We start from the raw sequence: 21,724 nt of genomic DNA, 5'->3' as shown, positions 1-21,724 counted from the left end.
AGTGTCCTCAGAAGTCATAGCGCAAGGTCAGGCCGGCAGTGCGCGGCTGGCCTGGCGAGGCGGTGTAGAGACCGTTGGAACCACTGCCAACGGCCAGGTAATACTCACGATCGAAGGCGTTTTTCACCCACAGCGAGGCGTCGAGCAAACCGTCGCCGTAGTCCACCCGCGCGCCGACCGAGAAGTTGGCGAGGCCGTAGCCGTCGATCTTCGCCAGATCAGAATTGTCGAGGGTGCCTTCGCTGGCCGAGCGATAGGCGTAACTGCCGGTGGCGTAAGGTTCGATGCCGTCGATGCGCGGCCATTTGTATTCGCCGTTGACGTTGCCGATCCAGCGCGAGGCGCCGGCGACACGCTGGCCACTGAGGTCGCAGTTGGTTTGGCCCGGGGTTTCTGCGGGGCAGGGCGCGTCTTTGAACGACAGGTAAGTCACGTCGTTGAACGAGCCGTTGACGTTCAACGTCAGGCCGCGCACAGGCACGGTGGTCGCCTCGAATTCGAGGCCGCGCGAGCGCACGGTGCCGGCGTTGGTCAGCAACTGGTAACCGGTCAACGAGCCCGGCGGCTGGTAATAGGTGGTGGCTTGATAGCCGTTGACGCCGGTCCAGAACAGGTTGGCGTTGAGCTGCAAACGCTGATCGAACAGCTGACTCTTGATGCCCAGTTCGGCATCGTTCGCCCGTTCCGGGCCGACCAGCAATGACTCCGCGCCAGCGCTGGGCGCCGAGCCGACCGCGAGGTTGACGCCGCCGGATTTCTCGCCGTGGGACAGCGAGGTGTAGCCGAGCACATCGTCGCTGAAGTGGTAGCTCAGACTGGCCAGAAACGACGGCGCCGCGTTGTACAGGTGCAGCTCGCCGGTGTCATAGGCGCCGACCTGGCCGGCGCGAATCGCGTTGCCATCGACCACACCCGGGATCACCACCGGCGCGCCACCGCCCACCGGGGCAAAACGCTTCACGTTGGCCTCTTTTTCTTCGTAGGTGCCGCGGATGCCGGCGCTGAAATCCAGGCGCTGAGTCAAGTGCCAAGTGCCTTGGGCAAACAGCGCGTAGCTCTCGGTGTCGATCTTGCCGTTGACCTTGCTGTTGACGTTGTTCAGCGCATTGAGATTGGCGCCGATCAGGTTGAGATCCGCCAGCGGCCCGAGGTTGGTGAAGATGCGATTGCCGAGGTCTTGCTTGAACGCATAGGCGCCGACCACGTAATCGAAGAATTCACCTTTGGGCGAGGCCAGACGCACTTCCTGAGAGAACTGGCGGTCATGCACCTCGTAGCCGAAGTCGTTGATCACCGGGACTTCCAGTTGATCGGCGTCGTTGGCTGGGTTGAAGTGCCAGCTGCGATAAGCGCTGATCGAGGTCAGCGTGTAGCCGCCGGCGAGGTTCCAGTTGGCTTCGACGGAACTGGCGTTCTGGTGGACGCTGACGTTTTGCCGGCCATCGATGTTGCTTTCGCCGACCTGCGGGTTCGCCCCGACCAATGCCGCCCGGCGCCAGAACACCGGGCCGGCGCCATAGATCACGCTGCTGCCGCTGCTGGAATTTTCCGTGTTGTATTCGTTGATCCAGCGCAGGCTGAAATCGTCGTTGGGCTTGAACAACAATTGCCCGCGCAGGCCTTCGCGCTCACCGCCGAGCAGCGTGCGGTCGTCATGACGGTTGTTGAGATAGCCGTCATCGCGGGTGCGGTAGAACGACAGGCGCCCGGCGAGGGTATCGGTTAACGGCCCAGACACCGTGCCTTTGCCCTGAAAGTAGCCGTCCTGCCCGCCGGAGATTTCGAGGCTGCGCTCGGGGGTGAATGTCGGCCCGCGCGTGGTGATATTGAGCACGCCGGCCGTGGTGTTTTTGCCGAACAAGGTGCCTTGCGGCCCGCGCAACAGCTCCAGTTGCTCGACGTCGAGCATGTCAAACGCGGCCATGCCGGGGCGACCGAGGTAGACGTTGTCCAGATAAATCCCGGCGCTGCCTTCCAGACCATCGCTGGCGGGGTTGTTGCCGATGCCGCGCACGGCGAAGCTGGAAACCCGCGCATGCACATAGGCGACGTTGACGCTGGGCAGGGCCTGCTGCAGATCCTGAATCTTGTAGATGCGCTGGCTTTCCAGATTGGCGCCGCTGAGGGTGGTGATCGGCGTCGGCACGTCCTGCGACTGTTCCTCGCGGCGGCGCGCGGTCACGGTGACCTGTTCCAGCCGAGGCGCCGTGCTGTCGGCCTGAACCGCCGTCGGTGCGGACGCCTCGGCTTCATCCGCCGCAAAGCTCTGAGTCGAGCAAAGGACACCGGGCAGCGCCAGCCATAAAGAAAAGCTCAGGGGCTTGAGGCGGTGGGCCGTGGTGGCCGAGTAACGTAAAAGCATGGACGCAAAGCTCCTTTCATTGCCGCGCGACTCTGTCGGTCGGGCTCGGTAGAAAGGCCATGCTAGAGCGTGTGAAGGAAGGAAAAGGGGCCTGCGCGGACAACCTATGGTCCGGCGCAGACAAGTGACTCAAACCGCGATTGAAAGAGCCCGCTCAGCCACGAAAACATTGAGCCGAGGCACGTAGCGTTCAGGCTGCGACGGCACGTCATCACGCCGCCATTTGCCCGGACTTTCGCCGGTCCAGCGACGGAACGCGCGGTTGAAACTGCTCGGTTCATTGAAGCCCAGTCGATAGCAGATTTCGTTGATCGAACAATCGGTCTGGCGCAGGTAACTGAACGCCAATTGCCGCCGACAATCATCGAGCAAGGCCTTGAAACTGCTGTCGTGCTTGAGCAAATGCCGATGCAGATTGCGCACGCTCATGCCGAGCTCATCGGCCACCCGACTTTGCTGAACTTCGCCCAGTGGCAGGTCACGGATAATCGCCGCGCGAACCCGTTGCGGCAGGTTCAGGCGTCGCTGGCGTTCGAGGTAATCGTTGAGCACGCTGTCGAGGCCTTGGGCCACGGCGTGATTGGCCGTGGTCAGCGGTGCATGCAGCCAGCGGTTGCTGTATTCAATGGCGTTTTCGCCAGCGTCGAAGCGGATCGGGCAACCGAGCAGACGCGTCCAGCGCAGCGGATCTTGTGGGGCCGGGCGGGCCAGGCGCACACCGTGGACGATCGGCAGATCGACCCAGGTTTGCCGGGTGAAACGCACCGCACAGGCAATCGACGCCTCGGTGGCGATCTGCTCCACCTCGGCGCCGTCGGCCACGCCGTAGACCATCCGCGTGGTGTGCGGCCCGCGCACCAGCCGCAGCGCCGCCGACGTGGTGATCACCGGGGCGTAACGCACGCCACGCTGCAACGCTTCGATCACCGTCGAGCTGCTTTGCGCGGCGAAAAACAACCCATGAAAATCCGTCGGATAACTGTACTGCGCCACGTGCAGGCCGAAGCATTCATCAGCACTGATGCGCCGCGCCGCCCGCCACAGCGTACTCATGGCGGGGAGGGCGATGCGCTGGTCAGGGTCGTGCAAATGACACCGATCGATACCGGCCTCGCGCAGCAGTGGGGACGCGTCGATGCCCTGTGCTTCCAGCGTGCGGGCGATGACTTGGGCCCAAGTGGCAATGGTGTCGGTGCTTGGCATGCTGTTTCTCCGCTTGCTCGGTGGTCCGTCCTCGGGATGACTCAGGCGAGGCCTTCGGCGCTGGCGGTCTGCACCACCGATTTACGCGCGCGGAAGCGCCCGAGCGCGGCTTGCAGCGCCGGGAAATCACCCAGCACACCGACGCGGGCGCTCCAGCCGAGGAACACGCCGAGGTAGATGTCCGCCAGCGTCAGGCGATTGCCCACCAGATAATCGCTCTGGGCCAGTCGCGCTTCGATCGGTTTCAGGGCATTGGTCAATTGCTCCAGAGCGCGCTGACGAATGCCGGGGAATGCCGCTTCATCGGCGCTGTAACGCTCAGGCCGGTTGATCGGGCGAAACGCACCGACGTGCACCTCGGTGGCGATGTAACCGAGCCAGCCTTGAATCTGCGCTCGCTCGACCGAACCCGCCGGCGCGAACAACGGCGTGCCGGGTTTGAGGTCGGCGAGGTACGGCAGGATCGCGGTGTTTTCGGTCAGCAGGGTCTGGTCATCCAGCAACAACGCGGGCACGCGACCGGTCGGGTTGATCTGGCGATACGGCGCGTTCGGGTCGCCCAGTGTCACGGGCTCGACGCTGATCGGCAGTTGCAATTCGTGAATCACGACATGGGCAGCGAACGAGCAGGCACCGGGAAAAATGAACAGCGTGGTCATGGCGAGTCCTTGTTGTTAGAGGCTGGCTTGTGGGGTTTGAGCGGCGGTGTCGGTCTGTTGCAGGGCGGCATCGATGAAGCGCGGCTCCGCCCAGGCCTTGACCTCGAAACGTTTGCGGATGAGCTTAGCGTCTAGCGCCAGATCAACGCTGCGCTGTAAGTTGTCGAGGAACGGCGCATCGAGTTGCGGGGCGAAAATCTTCACCAGCGACTGATCTTTCGCGTCCGTGGTGAGGATGTCCGCCGGGTAACTGGCGAGCTTCGAGACCAGGTTGATGTAGTCCTGTTTGTGCTCGTCGTTGCGCAACCAGGTAATCGCCGGCTGCTGTGCTTTGATCAGGCGTGCGACCAGCTCCGGGTGTGCGTCGACGAAAGCGCCACGGCCCAGCAATACACCCTGCATGCTGCCGGCGCCATCGAGGTCAACGGTGGTCAGCGGCAGTTCGGCGAGGCCGCGCGCCTTGAGCGCAATCACCCCGGCGCCTGACCATGTCGCGTCAATCTGCTTGGCCGCCAGCGCTGCGTTGGCAGCGTTGTAATCGAGGTTGACCACTTTGTAGTCGCTCTCTTTCAGGCCTCGATGGGCCAGCGCCGAAGCAAAGGAAAGTTGCGTGGCGGTACCGCGAAAGATCGCCACGCGCTTGCCCTTCAAGGCTTCGAGGGTGGTGATGCCCGAACCTGGCTGCACCGCGAGATAGAGTTTGACGTCACGCGCGGTTGCACTCAGCAAGCGCGTGTCGAGACCGCCGGCCTTGCCGATGATCGCCGGCAGATCGCCGAGGTACGCGAAGTCTTCCTGATTGTTGGCCAGCGCTTCGTTGATCGCCGGCCCCGCGCCTTTGAAAAAGTCCCAACGAATTTTGATCCCGTCTTTCTCGAACTCCTTTTCCAAGGTCTGCCGGTCGCGCAACACATCGACGATGCCGGCACCACTGGGCGTCGGGCCGGCGCTGATGTCCGGTACCGCGATGCGGATTTCTTTGACCGTGTCGGCCAAAGCCACACTGGACACCAACAGCGCAGCGAGGGTAAGCGCTGCTCGCGAGAGGGGGGAAGAAGTCATTCGAATCACACGTCTGCTCCTGCAAAGGCCGGCGAGGTGCCGGATCGAAGGCGCAGGTATAGCGGCGTGTTGAGACGGAAATAAAATACTAAAAAATATGTCGGTTATTCATTTGTGGCATATGGCCGATAGATCAACGGCTGCGTGGGCGATGCTTGAAAGGCATAAAAGATATGCGCGGAATGTCTCCGGCACTTTCCTCGACTTACAAAAAAAGCCCCTGATGTCAGGGGCTTTCTGTTGCGGGCTTGCTTTGCGGTCAGCGAACGGCGGTCACCACGTATAGCGGTAACCCAGGTTGACGGCATAAGGCTGCTCGATACCGTTGCCTTTGCTGTATTCCGCGTCGAGGTAGAACTTGTGCTTCTGCGCGGTCTGCAAGATTACCCCGCCGCCGACTTCGGCCCGCGAACCCGGCAGTTTGCTGTCCAGACGAACGCCGTTGACGTTCACATGGCTGTCGCCGGCATGCTCGGTGATCCACGATGCTTTGGCGTAAGGCTGCACGGTCATGCCGTTGTCCAGTTTCAGATTGCGCCCGAACAGGCTGCCGATGCGGCTCTGCACCGACGTCACGGAATCCTGCTCGACCTTCAAACCGTTGCTGGAAGTGTAATCGGCGCTGCCGACGCGGAAGGCTTGCAACTCCACTTGCGGCTCGACGAACCAGCCTTTGCCGAGGTCGATTTGCTTGCCGACTTCAACGTCAACGGCCACCGCGTGGTTTTTGTATTTGCCATCGATCTTTTCACCGACGTTGCTGGTCATGTCGACCTTGTTCTCCAGGTGGGTGTATTTCAACACGCTGTCGACGTACACACCGCTCTGGTCAACATAGGTCGCGTAGGTGCCGAGCATGGCGCTGTCGATCGTGCCTTTGCTGCCTTCGCCGAACTCCTGCCGGGCCTCACCTTTGCCGACCATGCCACCGAGGTAGAGCTTGCCGTTGTAAAAGGGAATGGCCTTGTCGGCGCCGAGCTCGAAACCGTTGACCTGTTGCTGGAAGGCACGGCTGGAACCGGTGTCGATGTGCTGTTCCTTGGTGAAACCGCGCGTCCACAGACCACCGTCGTCCTCGCCCATGCGCAACTCGCCGAGACGTTTGACCAGCGCATTCATCTGCGCGCCGATCAGCGCGGTGGCCGCTGCTTGCTGGCCGATGGCAGCGTTGGAACCCTTACTCAGGTTCTCCGGTTGCGGTGCAGGCGTCTCGGGCTGATCGACCTCGCGGGCAGTGCCGGCCAGATACCAGTCATCCCCACGCTGTTCGAGACCGTAACGAAACGCACCAACGTCAACTTTGCCGCCGTACAAGTCGAACTTGCCGGCACCGCCATTGCCATCCACCAACATCAACGCATCACCCCGGGCTTCGTGACCCGAGTCCGCAACGATGAGGGTGTGCTCGCCGCTGACCTGACCTTCAATCTTGAGCAAGTCGCCTTGCACCGAGGCCAGGTCGGTATTGAGCAGGAAACTGCCATTGCCGCTCAAGTCGCCCACGGTCAGGGTTTTGAATACGCCGTTGCTGTGGTCGAAGTTGACGCGGCTGTCTTGCAGCGCCAGTGCGCCGACCGAAGAATCGCCGGTCATTGTCCATGCACTGCCGCCGTTCAGTTCCAGGCGATGCAAACCTGCAGAGGCGCCTTCCCAAGTGGACACGTTGTTCAATTTGACGGCGCTGTCGAGGTTGTAGTCCCGGTCAATCGCGACATCCCCTTTAAGCCGGGAGCCGTTACTGGCGTCCAGTTGAACCCGAGTGACTTGCAGCCCACCCGAATTGGCGGCTCCGCCCGCCATCAGGGTTTTACCTTCGAGGGTGGAGCCATCAACGGTGACGTCGAACTCAACTAAATCGTTGGCGTTGATCACAACGTTATCGGTACTGACCACGGTGTTTTTCAGCTGAATTCGCTGCAGACCCCTTGTTCTGGCGAGCAGGGCGATGGCGTTGGATCCATTGACCACGACGCGTGAGTTTTCAAGTGTTACCGAGGTGTCGCTCGCTCCGTTGCTGACAATGATGCCGTTGTTCCAGTTGGTATCACTGCCACTTATCTCGATATCGACGTTATTGCCCACGGTAGTGCCGCCGTATCGCGTCACCAGACCGACGCCACCTTGATCACCCTGTATGCGCACGTTGTCAAGTGTCGCCGTGCCACCGTCGTTATAAATAGCCTGGGCCCCTTGCGCCGCCAGGTCGATTTCACTGTTGGTCAGGTTCAAATGAGAGCCGCCGAAGCCCCAAATAACCGGCACACCCGCGTCTCTTTCTTTTTTCATGTAGACATTGTTACCGTTGACCGTGCCCTCGCGGATCCACACAGCAACGCCTGGGGCCGTCAGGTTTGTCGACTCGAGATTGACCGTGCCCCCCACATCGACGAAAACGGCCGCACCGCCGCCAAAGCCTGGCTGCCCGCCCTGAGTCGTCGTGATGTCCATGTTCTTGACGTCGAGGATTGCTCCCCGAGTGGACTGAACACCATAAGCGTTTGCGCCGATGGTGTTGATGCTGCCCCCGTCCAGGCTCACCCGAGTCCCGGCGCCAGTGGACACCACGCCGCGACTGCTGGCCCCCGAAGCGGTAATCGACAGGCCGGTCGCCGTTACCGTGCCTCCCGTGGCGTGAATCCCGGAAGCACCAGTATTGCTGGTGTTGATCGTGCCGCCGTGAATATTGACGGTGCTGGCACCCAGCGTATGCACACCATAACCGGATACCCCGGTGGTCCCGACATCGAGATTGCTGATGTCGACCTGTGAGTCGGTTACCCGCATGCCAGTACCAGCGCTTCTGACCCGCAAACCGTCGCCGCGAATCTGGCTGCCTTCATTGACGCTCAACGCAACGCTGTTGCCCAGCGCGCTGACCTGGCTGTTCGCGCTGTTAAACACGGAACCGCCAAACAGCGCCAAGGCCGGCGTATTGGCCTGAAGGGAAGACAGACTCGTGCCGTTCAGATTCAGCGTCGAAGCGCTCTGAACCAACACTGCACCGGCGCCTGTGCCGGACGCAGTGAGTTCACCCACGCCCCAGGTAGCTTCACCACCATTGATCACTTGCAGCACGGGGTTGTTGTTGCCCGCCGAGGCTTTCAAACCGCTGTCGCTGTAAGTCGTGCCGTCGACAACTATTTCAGCGGCGTGACCCAGCGTGGAGAACGCCATCAGCAGGCTGGCGGAGAGGGCGCTCAGCGGCAGAGCGCGGCTGAGATTCTGCTTATTCTTGCCGGCGCCGGGTTCTGAAGGAGCGACAAAGCGACCCTGAGTGCTATTCCAGATCAATCGATAGAGGCTGTTCATGGTGTCTCTTCAAGTGAGTACGTTGACTCAAACGAGCCAGAAATTTGAAGAGCGATGAAAACAGGACGGGTGGAAGCAAGAAGCTGGAATGTTCCTATGTGCTTGTAGGAATTTTCCTGCGCGGATCAACGTGTCTGGCAGGACGCGCGAACATCGCATTGAAAATACGCTGACCATAGAGGCCGACGGCCAAGCCGAGCACGATCAGCACCACCGCCAGCACTTTGCTCATCGGCACACTTTCGTTGAACACCACTACCGAGCCGAGCATGCCGAAGATCGGCACCAGCAGGGACAGCGGCGCCACTGTGGAGACTGGATAGGTTTTGAGCAGCGAGTTCCAGATCCAGTAGGCGAACAAGGTGTTGGGGTAGACCTGGAACAGGATCGACAACACCGCCGTCATGTTCACCTGGCTGACGAACGTGGTGTAGCCGGCGCTGCCGTTTACCGCATAGTCGAGGGCGAACAGCGGGATCGGCGCAAAGGCGCTGGACCAGACCAGAAAACCGAAGACATCTTTGGTATTGGCTTTCTTGCTGATGAGGTTGGCAACGCTCCACGATGCCGCGCCTACCAGCACCAGCAACACGCCGGTCAGGCTCACTGAACCGTCACTGATCGTGATGATGCACAAAAGCCCTGCGAGGGCGATCAACATGCCCAGAATCTGGAAGCGGGTCAGCGCTTCCTTGAACACCCAGCCGCCGAGCAGGAGGGTGAAGAACGCGCTGAATTGCAGCACCAGCGACGCGATGCCCGCCGACAGCCCAGCCTTGATCCCTAGATTGACCACGCCCCACAGACCGATGCCGAACACCAGGCCATAACCGATGAGGTAGCGCCATGCCACGTCGGGCTTACGGATAAAGAAAATCGCCGGCAGCGCACAAAGACTGAAGCGGATGCCCGCCAGGATCAATGGATCGACGCTGGCCAGTCCCAGTTTGATCACCGAGAAATTCACACCCCAGATTGCCGTTATCAATACAGCCAACACGACGTGCAGTGGTTTCATGGATTGTTTGCCTTATTGGGGGAGGGGGGCGTAGCGAGAAGTCTTTAAGCGTTACTTGCGAGTCAGTTCCAGATAGATCCAGTACAGCAGAGCGACTGCGCTGATCGCGGCACCCAATACACAAACCGCTGCCCAGCCGAAGTGCGCATACGTGTAAGTAGCGGCTATCGCGCCCAATCCACTGCCCACTGAGTAGAAACACATGTAGGCGCCCACCAGTCGACTTTGTGCATCGGGCCGGGCGGCGAAGATCAGGCTCTGGTTGGTGACATGAACGGCTTGCACGGCGAAATCCAGCAACACCACCCCCACGATCATGGCGAACAAAGAGCTTTCGACAAAGGCCGTGGGTAGCCAGGACAAGGTCAAAAGGGCCAACGCGATGCCCGTGGTGCGATTGCCCAGTCCTTTGTCGGCAAGCCGTCCGGCCCGCGCCGCTGCCAGCGCGCCGGCCACACCGGCGAGGCCGAACAAACCAATCTGGGTGTGTGACAGCGACAGCGGTGGGGCGCTGAGTGGCAGCACCATCGACGTCCACAACACGCTGAACGCGGCGAAGATCAGCAGCGCGAAGATGCCCCGGACACGCAACGTGCGTTCGGTCAAGAACAACTGGAAGACCGAGCGCAGCAGCTGCCAGTAACCGCCCTTGGCCGGCGGCGTAGTAGAGGCGGGCATGGTGCGCATCAGCACCAGCGCCATCCCGATCATCAAACCTGCCGAGACAAAATAAACGCCGCGCCAGCCGGCCAGATCAGCCACTGCCCCAGAGACGAAGCGGGCCAGCAGAATGCCCAGCACCACGCCACTGGTCACCGTGCCGACGGTTTCGCCACGCTGTTCGGGACTCGTCAGCGAAGCGGCAGACGCCACCAGCACTTGCACCACGACCGCCATCAGGCCGACCAGCACCATCGCACCGAGCAACATGGCCCAGTCCTGCGACAGGCCAACTGCGCACAGGGCCAGAGCCGACACCAGCATTTGTGTAAGGATAAGTTTTTTGCGGTTGAGCAAATCACCCAGCGGCACGATGAACAACAAACCGACGGCATAACCGGCTTGCGTTGCGGTCACCACGACACCAATCATGCCCGGCGAAACCGACAGGCTGGCCGCCATCGACTCCAGCAAAGGCTGGGCAAAATAGACGTTTGCAACCGCCATGGCGCAGGTAATGGCAAACAGAAAAGTCTGATAGCGACTGAGCTTGGAGGTGTCACGGGTGTGGGTAGATTCCGCGCGTCCGCCACTGGATTTTTCCGCTTCGAAGTCCATCTTGACCGGTGCATGAGGCTTGAACGGCATCACTCCATCCTTGGGTCGTGTGGTTTCGAAATGAAACCGATTTGTTGATTTTTATCCACTCAGGTTTTTAAATGCAACCACTTCGGCAAAACATTTTCGTCTGACGTTAGACGTTTTCCCCTTCCTACTGACTCGCCCGCCAGGAGAACCATGGCCAGACAGCAATTATTGGCAGAGAGCGAATGCCCGGTCGCCCGAACGCTTGAAGCCATCGGCGATCGCTGGGTATTGATGATTATCCGCGACGCGTTCGACGACGTTCGCCGCTTCAGTGAATTTCAGAAACGTCTCGGGCTGGCCAAAAACATCCTCACGGTCAAGCTCAAGCTGCTCGTCGAATTGGGCATATTCGACATCCAGCCGGCCTCCGACGGCAGCGCCTACAAGGAATATGTCCTGACTGAAAGGGGCCGCGCGGTGTTTCCCATCGTCGTCAGCATGCGCCAGTGGGGCGAGCGCTACTTGTTCAACGCAGGCGAGAGCTATTCGGTGCTGCTCGACAATGAATCGTCTGAACCGGTCGAAACCATTGCGGTACGTTCCAGGACCGGTAAAGGGTTAACTCCGGCGGACTGTCACCGGCAGGTGGTCAAGCGTGGCGGGTGAGAGGAGCTGAAATGCGCCTGGGTAACTGACTTCAGCCCCTGTAAAGCAACACATCGACCACAACTCCAAACGCTCACGAGTGGTTGCGGTGATCCGGGTAATAGAGGTCACTTCACCGACGCCGCGAGCGCTTGAGTCAGTGCCGCGTTGGCGCGCTCGGCAGTCTGGGCATCGCCGTGCTGTTTCAGCAGCTCGCTCACCTGACGCAACTGCGCCGCGCTCAGCCCGACGCGCAGGCTCGCCGCCATGTGCGAGCGCAACTGCGACTCCACGCCCGGCGTGGCTGCCAGCGCCCCGACAGTCGCCAGTTCGCGGCTCTGCCAGTCGAGGTTGTCGCGTTCGAAAATGTCGCCGAACAAGTGGGTTTGCAGGAAGCGGTTGATCACCGGGGCGAACTCGAACACCGGGCCTTTGACCGGACCGCCGGAGATCTTGGTTTGATTGGCGGTGCCGGCGGCCAGCAGCTCATCACCGACCGGAATCGCCCGGTTCGGCTCACGTCCCGGCGCATCTTCGATGCCGCGTTGTTTGCGCGCCTCCACCAACGCCATCAGCTCATTCAAGGCATTGAGGCTGCGCGGGAAGCCGACGTAAGCGTAGAGCTGCACGAGCACTTCGCGGGTTGCGCTGACGGTCAGTCCGGCGTCGAGTCCCTGGTTCAGCGCGGCGTTGAGATTGGGCATATCGCTGGTCGCCATGAACGCGGCGATCAGCGGAATGGCCTGTTGTTGGCGCGACAGTGTTTCTGAATTGGCGGGTGTGCTGGTCATGGTTTGCGCTGCCTCGGTTGCTTGAGTGGGAACACTGAACATCGCCGCGATGCTCAGGCACAGAGCCATGAGTGCGGGGAAGGCAGCGGGATTACGGGCTTCAGTGGTCATCGTGAAACGCTCCATCCATTGCGGGTCACTGCGTGTCGCTGGATCGTACGGAGGATGGTCGCAGCGATTAAGCCCTGAATTGCGCATGAACTCTTGAGCTGAGCTCATGAGTCCAACGGATCGTGATCGTCGCTCATCGGCCGACGCGCGCTTTGAGGGCTTCGGGATAGCGCTCGCCTTCGATGCTGATCTGCGCCAGTGCAACATCAATCGCCTGGAGTTCGGCGGCGTCGAGGGTGATGTCCGCACCACCGAGGTTTTCTTCCAGACGATGCAGTTTGGTCGTCCCCGGAATCGGCACAATCCACGGCGCCTGTGCGAGTAACCAGGCGAGGGCGATCTGCGCGGGTGTCGCTTGTTTTTGCGCGGCGATCTGGCGGATCAGCACCACCAGGCCCTGATTCGCCTGCAGCGCCGACTGGCTGAAGCGCGGCACGATGCTGCGGAAATCGTCGCTGCCGTACGTGGTGTCCGCCGATACCGTGCCGGTGAGAAAACCCTTGCCCAGCGGACTGAACGGCACGAAGCCAATGCCCAGCTCCCACAGCGTCGGCAAAATGTCCTGCTCAGGCTCGCGCCACCACAGCGAGTATTCGCTTTGCAGCGCTGTAACCGGCTGCACCGCATGCGCGCTGCGAATGGTCTGCGCGCCAGCCTCCGACAGGCCGAAATGCTTGACCTTGCCTTCGCTGATCAGGTCTTTCACCGCCCCGGCGACGTCCTCGATGGGCACGTCCGGATCGACGCGGTGCTGATACAGCAGATCGATGTAATCGGTCTTCAATCGACGCAACGAACCCTCGACAGCCACCCGGATGTGCTCAGGGCGGCTGTTGAGAATCTGCTGTTTATTGTCGTCGCCGAAGGTAAAGCCGAACTTGGTGGCAATGACCACTTGATCGCGCACCGGTGCCAAGGCCTCGCCCACCACTTGCTCGTTCAAGTAAGGCCCGTAGACCTCGGCGGTGTCGAAAAAAGTCACACCACGATCTACCGCCGAACGAATCAACGCGATCGCTTGCGCAGTGTCCGTCGCGGGGCCGTAGCCATGGCTCAAACCCATGCAGCCAAAGCCGAGTGCCGACACTTCAAGTGTGCTGTTGCCAAGTGTGCGCTTGTGCATTTCGTTCTCCCAAGATTGCGTTGGGGAACAGTAAGCGCGCTGACCACTGAGCACTAGACGGTTAAATCGGCATGGCTTCATGAGCGATGTTCATCAATGCGCCGAAACGCCACCCTCGCCAGCAGCGCACACGGCAACTGCCAGACGAGGGCTATCGCTTATGTTTTCGGCACCACGTTATCCAGCGCCTGATTCACCGCCAACTCCCCCAACATCACCACCTGGGCGATGCCCAACAGCGTATTGCGGTTCGGCCCCTGCAACGTCCCGGCAAAATCACCGAGCATCACCGTCGCCGACGCCAAAGACTCGCAGGCATTCGCCAGCAAGGATTCGGTGTCGCTTTGCGGATTGACCATAAACAGACTGTTGGGCGAGTAGGGCGCAGCCATGATCGCCGCCGGCAAAAGATAATGATCGAGCGCACGCTCGGCGGCATCGTGGAGCTTTCGTGAATTGAACGATTCGTAAGGCGAGGCCGGATCGCAATCCGGTGCAAGCGGTGGGGTCTTGGACATCGACTGAGACTCCAGAAAGTGAAACATCGCGACCGCGAACGGCCCGTGTGCAGCGAGGGGCGCACGCCCCTCGCACATCAACCAGACGACTAGTGCGGCACGCGGTAGTTTTCCAACACGCGATTGACCGCCAGCTCACTGAGCATGATCACCTGCTGCAACACCAGCATCGCCCGACGCTGCGAACCGTCCATGGAATCAGCAAAATCACGCGCCATATCACCGGCCGTGGACAGCGATTCGCACGCCTCGACGAGCAGGGTCTCATCGTCGACGGTGGGGTCGATGACGTAGATCTTGCCGGTTTTGCGGGATGGGATTGAGGTCTTTGGAGTGCGCGGGTTTAGATAGAAATGAATCGCCCGGTCGGTCGCCTCTTTGATGATTTGAGGTTCGAGCGCGGCGTCGTAAGGGATTGAATCGGTTTCTGGAGGATTTGGTGTGGCTTTGAACATGGATGAAACTCCTATCGCAGAATTCAAGGAGCCATCACCTTCGCTACCAAACGATGGGTGGTGGCCATACGCGGGTTGGTAGACCGGCTGCAATAGGAACCCGGCGCTCACGAATGAGCCCCCCGCATGACCACCATAAATTCGTCTCGCAAGAGACTGATCAAGGTGTCGCCACACAACTATTACAGACGGGCTACCAAACCCGATCACTGTTTCTCAGTGACCAGCCAACGATAACGCCCGCCCCACAGCCGCGTAAGCCGGCGGATTCTGGCGCACGCGTAGGCAACGGCGCAAGGTGTTGTAGGGTGGGTGCAGTAACAGGGGGTGTCTTTTAAACGGGGGGTGTTGAAAGGGGCGGATTCCCGGATAGTCTTGTGTTGGACAGGGGGTGGGAAACGCGGGCGGTCAAAATCTATGACTGGCGGTATCTCCATATCCGCCAAAGTGGCTCGGGAAAGGTCCGGGCCAATGGCTGCTATCGGCCAGAAGCGGACCCTCCACCATCGCATCACATAGACTAAGAACCCCATTGGGTAGTACAAACAGCAACTGCGCTGAAAGCCAAAACCCGGCATTGCGCCGGGCCTTCGTCAACAACCCAAACACATTGACTTTAAATGCGCTTCAAGCTTTCCAGCCGCCTGACGCATAGAGACTCACGCGCAATTCGAGCCTGATCCGATTGAAAAAGCTCAAATCAGCGGCGCAGTGATAAAGCGTCGCGGTTCGGCGCTACGCCGAAAGCCTTCTTGTATTCTCGACTGAACTGAGAGGGGCTGGCGTATCCGGTCTCAAATGCGACACCTGTAACATTTGATGCTCCGGATGCGAGCAGCCGTCGAGCAGCGAGTAGCCTAAGTTGTCGCTGGTAAGCGAGCGGACTATGTGCAGTAACCGCCTTGAAATGTCGGTGGAACGACGTGACGCTCATACCGACATGAGCGGCAAGCCAATGCACACTCATCGGCTTATCGGCGTTCGCGCTGATCCAGTCTGCCGCGATTTTGATTTGTCCGAACCGGGTGTTGTGCATTCCAATTTGGCAGAGCCTGGAGCCTAGCGGACTTAACAATAGGCGGTAGTAGAACTCGCGCTCGAACTGGGAGCCAAGCACCTTAACCTCTGCTGGCGTGTCAAGCAGACCGATGAAGCGAACCAACGGCTCGACAAAACTGCTATCGGCTTGGGCGATAGAGATAGCGCCCGCCTGCGGATACGGTTGGGTGGACTTGCTCATATCGAGAAGCAAGCCAGCGACGATCCCTGCATCGAGCATCAATTCGACACTGATATAAGGTTTTTCCGGGCTCGCCTCTACCACTTCACTCACGAACGGTAACCCGACCGATGCCACTGCACAGGTGCCCGGATGGCAGTCAAACGTGCTATCGGCAATGTTCATCCGCTTGGCGCCTTGCAGCAGCAGATAGAACTTCGGCGCAAATAGAGCCGGGGTCGGAGGAACCGGAGCATCTGTGGATCTGATTGTCAGTCGGGGAAGAGTGTTTGATAGATCGGCGCAACCGCGATGTCGGCTCACTATTGCGAGAAGATGTTCCAGCATGATGGCTATCGATCCTGGTCGCACTCGCGACAGGCCAGTGGTTTCTCAAACTAAAACAGTTGGTAGGATCAGGCAAGGCTTTAGCACTATCGAGGATGTGGTCGGGCCGGATGTTCGCGAAAGTGGAGGCATCCAATATAACCCTGGCTTAGAGGGCCGATGATGTCAGACCAACCTTCTCGCTTGCAGCAATTCATGGACGAGGCGTCCATCCGGAACACCATTGCACGTTTCGCCGACAGCGCGACTCGCGCAGACCTCGCAATGTTTTACTCGGTTTGGGCAGATGATGGCGAATTCATGATTGGTCAAGCCCCTCACGGCCAGTACTCCAAAGGCCCAGACAACAACGTGGCGCTGCTTCACAAACTGCGCGCAGGCAAGGAGTTCTTCGTCCAATTCGCACTGCCGGGGGTGATTGTTATCGACGGTGATCAGGCAACTACCCGCACATTCGTGCATGAATCTGCACGCGGCCCAGGCGAGAAGTACTACCGCAATCACTGCATTGCGTTCGATGTGCTGCAACGCTCGGGAGACGATTGGGTTTTCAAGAGCAGATCCTTTCAGTACCTCTGGCTCGACACCGAAGCGTTCTCCGGAACCGGATTCCCGCTATTTCCGGCGGCATAATGCCTGGCCTGACTACCTGATCCCTTTGACAGGGCTATTCATATGTCGAAACAGATGTGTTTTTTGGGCTACAGCGGGCGCGATGCAATCGACCCGCTTCCAACGATTTTCGCCCAGGCAATAAGGCACACGCGGGTTCTCAGAACGCTTACGAGTTTCGCAAACGCGTCAGCGGCCACGCTGTGATACCCATTGTTTCGGCGATACAGCACCACTGTGCGACCAGGCAACGATAGGATTGTCCGAAGCTCACGTAATCCAGCTTGCTCACGCACTATCGCGTCGAGAAGGATAGTCGCCAAGCGACATTGCTTGAGTACATTGTTCAAGATGGCAATCGAGTTAGCTTCCAGCACGATGTTCGGACTAAAACGTTGCTTCTGGCGCCAGGCATCCACCGCCATCCGTGTCATTCGGCCAAGTTCTCCCTGTCGCGACCGTTCGCTTTGGGTCGTAAGCAACCTTCTGTGACTGGCAGCTATTGGCCGATAGCAGCCCCTCACAAGCCCCCCATTTGGACCCAGCCTTCACAGCAGCCCCCCGAAACCAACCCTAAAATTCCAACCACTCAGAATGAAGCCGCGGAAAACGCTCCTGCAACCATTCAAAAAAAACCTGAACCTGCGGCGCCAGGTGCGTGCGACTGGGGTACAGCAACGTCACCGGGCGAGGGGCGGGGCGGTAGCGTTTTAGAATTTCCACCAGATCGCCACTGTCGAGATGCTCCGCCACGGCAATCCCGGGTGCCTGGATGATTCCGAAGCCGGACACGCCGCACTGAACGTACGCGTTCGACTCGTTGACGGTGATGCCGGTGTTACTCACGAAAACCCGATCCTGACCCTTTACCGAGAAATGCCAGGGCAATGCCCTGTTGCTCTGTCCGGACAAGAAGTTGACGCCTTGATGGGACGCCAGATCGTCGAGTGTTTCGGGTTCACCATGCTCGTGGAGGTACGCGGGTGCCGCGCACGTCACCATGGTCGCCATCGCGATTGGGCGCGCGATCAGGGAGGAGTCCGGTAAATCGCCGATACGCAACGCACAGTCGATACCTTCTCCGATCAGGTCGACGGCGCGGTCAGTCACGCCCAGAACCACGTTGATGCCCGGATAGGCTGCGGTAAATTCTTTCAGGCTTTTGATGAATTTCAATTGCGCGAAAGCTGTCGGGATGTCGACGCGAAGTCGCCCTGCGAGCGTTGCTCCGGATCGATCAAACATCGTGGTCGCAGCGGAAATATCCGCCAGAATTTCCTGGACGCGCTCATAAAACCGCTCGCCCTCGGCGGTGAGTGCCACTTTTCTCGTGGTGCGCTGGAACAGGCGCACGCCCAGTGACGTCTCCAACTCCTGGATATACCGAGTGACTTGAGGCCGCCCGATGTCCAGCGATTCGGCGGCTTTGGTAAAGCTGCCGAGTTCGGCAAGCCTGGCGAACAGGCGCATCGATTGAAGCAATTCCATAACGCTATGAACCCGCCCTGAGTCGCGAAGTTGAACATGATTGTTGCCCAAGGATAGAACAATCCTGTCTTTTTCCACGCATTTATTGCGCGCAGCCAAAAGCGAAAAATGCACACCCAAGGCAGAGCCGGCTCTGGTTCTCGGCCCATGACGTGTATTTGGAGACTCACAGTGAAAGCTTGGTTATTGAAAGATTTCGGACTCGACAATCTGCAGTTGGGGGAGGTCGCGACCCCGCAGCCAAAGGCTGGCGAGTTGCTGGTCAAGGTCGGTGCGGTCTCGCTCAATTTTCGCGACAAGGCCATCGTCGATGGCATTTATGAGCCGCACATGGTGCCCAAACCCCTGATCCCGGTCAGCGATGCCGCTGGCACGGTTGTCGCGGTCGGTGCCGACGTGACGCGTTTCAAGGTCGGTGATCGCGTTAACTCGCATCTTTACTCTCGCTGGCTGGATGGCGAACCGGGACCAAACGAACCCGATTACTGCTTCGGGTCGCCGTTGCCCGGCGGCTTGGCCGAATACATGATCATTCATGAAGACAGCGCCGTCGGTGCACCCGACAACATGAGCGATGAGGAGGCGGCGACACTGCCGATTGCGGCGCTCACAGCGTGGTATTCGTTGGTGGACTTTGGACAGATCCAGCCAGGGCAGACCGTATTGGTTCAAGGCACTGGCGGCGTGTCGATATTTGCTGTGCAAATCGCTACTGCGCTGGGCGCGAAGGTCATCGCGACGTCAAGCAGCGACCAGAATCTGCAAACCGTGAAGGGGCTGGGAGCGGTGGCGGGCATCAACTACAGAACGACGCCGCAATGGGCCGACGAAGTCCTGAAACTGACCGACGGCAAGGGCGTGGACTTGCTACTTGATGTGGCCGGCGGCAGCGGTATCAATCAATCGGTTGCAGCCACCAAGGCATCGGGGCGTATTGCGCAGATTGGCTTTCTGACCGGGCAAACCGTCGAACTGAATCTGATGCCGCTCATTTTCCGCCAGACGACCATTCGCGGGATCGCCGTGGCGCCGCGCTCGTCATTTGACCGGATGAACGCTTTCCTCAACCAACACCAGATCCGTCCTGTGATCGATACGGTCTATCCGTTCGAGAAGGCACGAGAAGCTTACGAGCATCTGGCGAGGGGAGCATTGGGCAAGGTTGTGATCAAAATCGCTTGATAGCATTAAGGCGCCAATTGGCGCCTTTTTTGCGGATCGCGGCAGATTCGCTGCCAGGGTCTGAGCGGAAGATCCCCGGAATCTGATGTCCGCCGATCAGCCCTCAGCGGACTCACCCGACTCCACAACTATTTGCCCCTCAGCCTCCATCTTCGCCCGCTCAGCCTTACTGATGTATTTCGGCTTCTTCGGCGCCAATTTCGCGCTGGCCTTTTTGGCCTTTTCCTTGAACAACTGCTTCAGTTTTTTCTGACGATTCATGTGTGTTACTCAGTAAGCAAAGGTAAAAAATCAACGATCGAAGGGCATCAACGCAGGCGTCCATAGCCGCGCCATCAAAAAGGGGCGAATCCTGACGCATGCATCGGGTTCAGGCAATGTCATTTGCTCACATGGCGATAAAGTCGCGCACGGCTTTGATGGTCGGCGTCGGTGCTTCTTCCATCAGCCAGTGGCCGGCGGCGGGGATGACCACTTCGGTGACGTTGTCGGCGGCGTTGCGCATGACGATGGCTTCGTTGTTGCCGAAGGATTTTTCGCCGCCGACGGCCAGCACCGGCATGGTCAGTTTCTGTTGCAGAACCGGCGCGTTGTCGATGGCGTCCTGACGGATGCTGCGAAATTGCGCGAACGCGGCGTGCATGGCGCCGGGGCGGGCGTAGAGTTTGGCGTAGTGCTGGCGGGTGCCTTCGTCGACTTTGGCGGGGGTGCCGGCGAATTCGTTCCAGAAACGGTCGAGGTAGATGCGCTCACGCCCAGCCACCAACCGCTCCATGTCGGCGCCGCCGAAGTCGAAGTGCCAAAGCATCGGCGAACGGACGATCTCGTTCCATGGCGTGATGCCGGGTACGGGCGCGTCCATCACCACCAGCCGCTCAGTGAGTTGCGGGTATCGCGCGGCATAGGCGAAGGCGACCATGGTGCCGATGTCGTGACCGATCACCACTGAGTGTTCGATTTTCAGTGCGCTCAACACACCGCGAATGTCCGCCGCTTGAGTCTTCTTGTCGTAACCGCCCTCGGGAATCGACGACAGGCCCATGCCGCGCAAGTCCGGCACCACCACGGTGTGGTCACGCGCCAGATCCGCCGCCAACGGCGCCCACATGTCGCCGGTGTCGCCAAAACCATGCAACAACACCACGGCGGGCCCTTTGCCGCCGACGCGCACGTGCATGGTCGCGCCTTCGACTTTGATGTCTTGGGTTTTGAAGGCTGGAGGGAACGGTGTGACGTCTGCGTGGGCTTGAATACTCAAGGCGAGCAGAGCAAAAGCGGTCAGCAAGCGACGGGGCATGTTTGCGTCTCCGGGCGGTGCGAGGGCGATGGGGTTCGTACGAGGGCTCGACAAACTCACAGCGGCGCAAAACACGGGCGACAGGCTGCCGGTGAGGTTCCGACAGAATCAGCGTAGACCCATTCAGGGAGACGGGAGGCGTTTTGGCAGAATGCCGGCAAGGCTCAGTCAATGGACCCGATCAGCGGAAGACGATTCAGCATGTCTTTCAACGCGAGGGCATCCCACGGCAGATGTTCGGCGATACCGATGCCTACGACGTCGGCAATGCGCGCGACGTCGGCCAGCAGTCGCACCACGTGGGCGATGGGCATTTTGCCTTGGGCGACCCCGTCGAACGTGCCCTCGGGCATTTGCGGATTGGCGAACAGCAGCGAACGAAACGCCCGAGGGTCGAGCACATCCAGATCCAGGTGAATGGCCAGATGTCTGGCGCCGGTGGCGCGAAACCATTGCAGCACCGCTTCGCTGCTGTGCGCCAATTGTGCGGGGCTCGCGTGTTGCAGTCCGAGTCGCTCAATCACAGCGCGTTCCACGGGCATGGTTTCCATCAGACCGGCATACATCACGTTCGCCGGTTTGAGTGGCCGTTTGACCGCGCCTGCAAAATCCGCATCGCCTTCACCCAGCAGATTGCCCAAGACCATCGCGTGGGCATTGGCGAAGTCCGCAGGCGTCAACACGTCAGGGTGGGCATCGACCCAGAGCACCGCCAGATCGCCTGCGTAGCGCTCGTTGAGGTAGGCGAAGGGCGCAAGGTCCACCAGGCAGTCGCCGCCAAGCACAACCAGACGATCCGGCGCATGCTCATCGATGATTGCGCGGGCACTGCGCAGCTGTTGCAGCAAGGCGCTGCGACCCCGGATGCCGCCCTCGAGCGGTAGCGGCTCGGTGCCAGGCACCGCGACCGGCACCTCGGCCACTGGCCCGCACGGATCGGGGGCCAGCCAGGCCAACAGTTGGGCGCCGAAATGATAGGGCGGGTTGTTGCCGCCTTGCCATTGGGGGAACAGCAGGCGCAGGGTTTTGTCGCTTGAAGAGGCTTTCATTGACTGTCTCCCGATCTTGTCAGTG

The 21,724-nt window shown here is 59.9% G+C and carries 19 protein-coding genes and 1 pseudogene; 3 read left to right on the top strand and 17 right to left on the bottom strand.

What is annotated here, in order from left to right; genetic code table 11:
- Positions 1-7: 7 nt before the first annotated feature.
- The 7 genes from ACQ4OE_RS05275 to ACQ4OE_RS05245 form a co-directional block, all read right to left on the bottom strand.
- Positions 8-2,362 (bottom strand): TonB-dependent receptor, encoded by a 2,355-nt coding sequence (locus ACQ4OE_RS05275; protein WP_430945979.1) that lies wholly within the window; start codon positions 2,360-2,362, stop codon positions 8-10.
- A 129-nt stretch (positions 2,363-2,491) separates the two neighbouring features.
- A complete protein-coding gene (locus tag ACQ4OE_RS05270) occupies positions 2,492-3,565 on the bottom strand; it encodes an AraC family transcriptional regulator (RefSeq protein WP_430945978.1) in 1,074 nt (357 codons plus the stop codon).
- Positions 3,566-3,606: 41 nt separating this feature from the next.
- Entirely contained in the window at positions 3,607-4,224 is a 618-nt protein-coding gene (locus ACQ4OE_RS05265) for a glutathione S-transferase C-terminal domain-containing protein (protein ID WP_430945977.1), read from the bottom strand.
- 15 nt (positions 4,225-4,239) lie between these two features.
- On the bottom strand, positions 4,240-5,286 hold the full coding sequence (locus ACQ4OE_RS05260; protein ID WP_430945976.1) for an ABC transporter substrate-binding protein: 1,047 nt from the start codon (positions 5,284-5,286) through the stop codon (positions 4,240-4,242).
- A 273-nt stretch (positions 5,287-5,559) separates the two neighbouring features.
- The gene (locus ACQ4OE_RS05255; RefSeq protein WP_430945975.1) at positions 5,560-8,595 is read right to left on the bottom strand and encodes an autotransporter outer membrane beta-barrel domain-containing protein; all 3,036 of its coding nucleotides are present in this window, start codon (positions 8,593-8,595) and stop codon (positions 5,560-5,562) included.
- A 94-nt stretch (positions 8,596-8,689) separates the two neighbouring features.
- Positions 8,690-9,613, bottom strand: coding sequence for an EamA family transporter (locus ACQ4OE_RS05250; RefSeq protein WP_430945974.1), 924 nt, complete (start codon positions 9,611-9,613; stop codon positions 8,690-8,692).
- A 51-nt stretch (positions 9,614-9,664) separates the two neighbouring features.
- Positions 9,665-10,921, bottom strand: a complete 1,257-nt coding sequence (locus ACQ4OE_RS05245) for an MFS transporter (protein ID WP_430945973.1) — start codon at positions 10,919-10,921, stop codon at positions 9,665-9,667.
- A gap of 150 nt (positions 10,922-11,071) precedes the next feature.
- Here ACQ4OE_RS05245 and ACQ4OE_RS05240 point away from each other — a divergent pair, with 150 nt between their 5' ends.
- Complete coding sequence (locus ACQ4OE_RS05240) at positions 11,072-11,527, top strand: winged helix-turn-helix transcriptional regulator (RefSeq protein ID WP_122595587.1); 456 nt, start codon at positions 11,072-11,074, stop codon at positions 11,525-11,527.
- Between the two features lie 107 nt (positions 11,528-11,634).
- Here ACQ4OE_RS05240 and ACQ4OE_RS05235 read toward each other — a convergent pair whose 3' ends face one another.
- The 5 genes from ACQ4OE_RS05235 to ACQ4OE_RS05215 all read right to left on the bottom strand — a co-directional run bounded on the left by ACQ4OE_RS05235 (position 11,635) and on the right by ACQ4OE_RS05215 (position 16,071).
- A complete protein-coding gene (locus ACQ4OE_RS05235) occupies positions 11,635-12,408 on the bottom strand; it encodes a carboxymuconolactone decarboxylase family protein (RefSeq protein WP_430945972.1) in 774 nt (257 codons plus the stop codon).
- A 133-nt stretch (positions 12,409-12,541) separates the two neighbouring features.
- Positions 12,542-13,531: an aldo/keto reductase gene (locus ACQ4OE_RS05230; RefSeq protein ID WP_430945971.1), complete on the bottom strand. Its 990-nt coding sequence runs from the start codon at positions 13,529-13,531 to the stop codon at positions 12,542-12,544.
- A 158-nt stretch (positions 13,532-13,689) separates the two neighbouring features.
- A complete protein-coding gene (locus ACQ4OE_RS05225; protein ID WP_430945970.1) occupies positions 13,690-14,049 on the bottom strand; it encodes a DUF6124 family protein in 360 nt (119 codons plus the stop codon).
- Positions 14,050-14,138: 89 nt separating this feature from the next.
- Positions 14,139-14,504 (bottom strand): DUF6124 family protein, encoded by a 366-nt coding sequence (locus tag ACQ4OE_RS05220; RefSeq protein WP_430945969.1) that lies wholly within the window; start codon positions 14,502-14,504, stop codon positions 14,139-14,141.
- A gap of 700 nt (positions 14,505-15,204) precedes the next feature.
- Positions 15,205-16,071, bottom strand: a complete 867-nt coding sequence (locus ACQ4OE_RS05215; protein WP_069556797.1) for an AraC family transcriptional regulator — start codon at positions 16,069-16,071, stop codon at positions 15,205-15,207.
- Positions 16,072-16,233: 162 nt separating this feature from the next.
- Here ACQ4OE_RS05215 and ACQ4OE_RS05210 point away from each other — a divergent pair, with 162 nt between their 5' ends.
- The gene (locus ACQ4OE_RS05210; protein WP_430945968.1) at positions 16,234-16,704 is read left to right on the top strand and encodes a nuclear transport factor 2 family protein; all 471 of its coding nucleotides are present in this window, start codon (positions 16,234-16,236) and stop codon (positions 16,702-16,704) included.
- 134 nt (positions 16,705-16,838) lie between these two features.
- Here the strand turns inward: ACQ4OE_RS05210 and ACQ4OE_RS05205 are convergent.
- Positions 16,839-17,123: pseudogene (locus ACQ4OE_RS05205) on the bottom strand (LysR substrate-binding domain-containing protein); the annotation flags it as partial.
- Positions 17,124-17,256: 133 nt separating this feature from the next.
- Positions 17,257-18,171, bottom strand: coding sequence for a LysR family transcriptional regulator (locus ACQ4OE_RS05200; RefSeq protein WP_430945967.1), 915 nt, complete (start codon positions 18,169-18,171; stop codon positions 17,257-17,259).
- 171 nt (positions 18,172-18,342) lie between these two features.
- On the opposite strand from ACQ4OE_RS05200, the gene ACQ4OE_RS05195 reads away from it, so the two are divergent.
- Positions 18,343-19,353, top strand: coding sequence for a zinc-dependent alcohol dehydrogenase family protein (locus ACQ4OE_RS05195; RefSeq protein ID WP_430946051.1), 1,011 nt, complete (start codon positions 18,343-18,345; stop codon positions 19,351-19,353).
- Between the two features lie 96 nt (positions 19,354-19,449).
- Here the strand turns inward: ACQ4OE_RS05195 and ACQ4OE_RS05190 are convergent, their stop codons facing one another.
- From ACQ4OE_RS05190 to ACQ4OE_RS05180, 3 genes are all read right to left on the bottom strand, one after another.
- Positions 19,450-19,614 carry a DUF2986 domain-containing protein gene (locus tag ACQ4OE_RS05190; protein WP_430945966.1) on the bottom strand — a complete coding sequence of 55 codons (165 nt, stop codon included), beginning with the start codon at positions 19,612-19,614 and terminating at the stop codon, positions 19,450-19,452.
- Between the two features lie 127 nt (positions 19,615-19,741).
- Complete coding sequence (locus ACQ4OE_RS05185; RefSeq protein ID WP_430945965.1) at positions 19,742-20,650, bottom strand: alpha/beta fold hydrolase; 909 nt, start codon at positions 20,648-20,650, stop codon at positions 19,742-19,744.
- A gap of 164 nt (positions 20,651-20,814) precedes the next feature.
- Positions 20,815-21,699, bottom strand: a complete 885-nt coding sequence (locus ACQ4OE_RS05180) for an arginase family protein (RefSeq protein WP_430945964.1) — start codon at positions 21,697-21,699, stop codon at positions 20,815-20,817.
- Positions 21,700-21,724 lie beyond the last annotated feature (25 nt).

The organism is Pseudomonas sp. WC2, assembly GCF_050586545.1.
GTDB lineage: Bacteria > Pseudomonadota > Gammaproteobacteria > Pseudomonadales > Pseudomonadaceae > Aquipseudomonas.
This window is presented reverse-complemented; position numbering and strand designations above follow the sequence as displayed.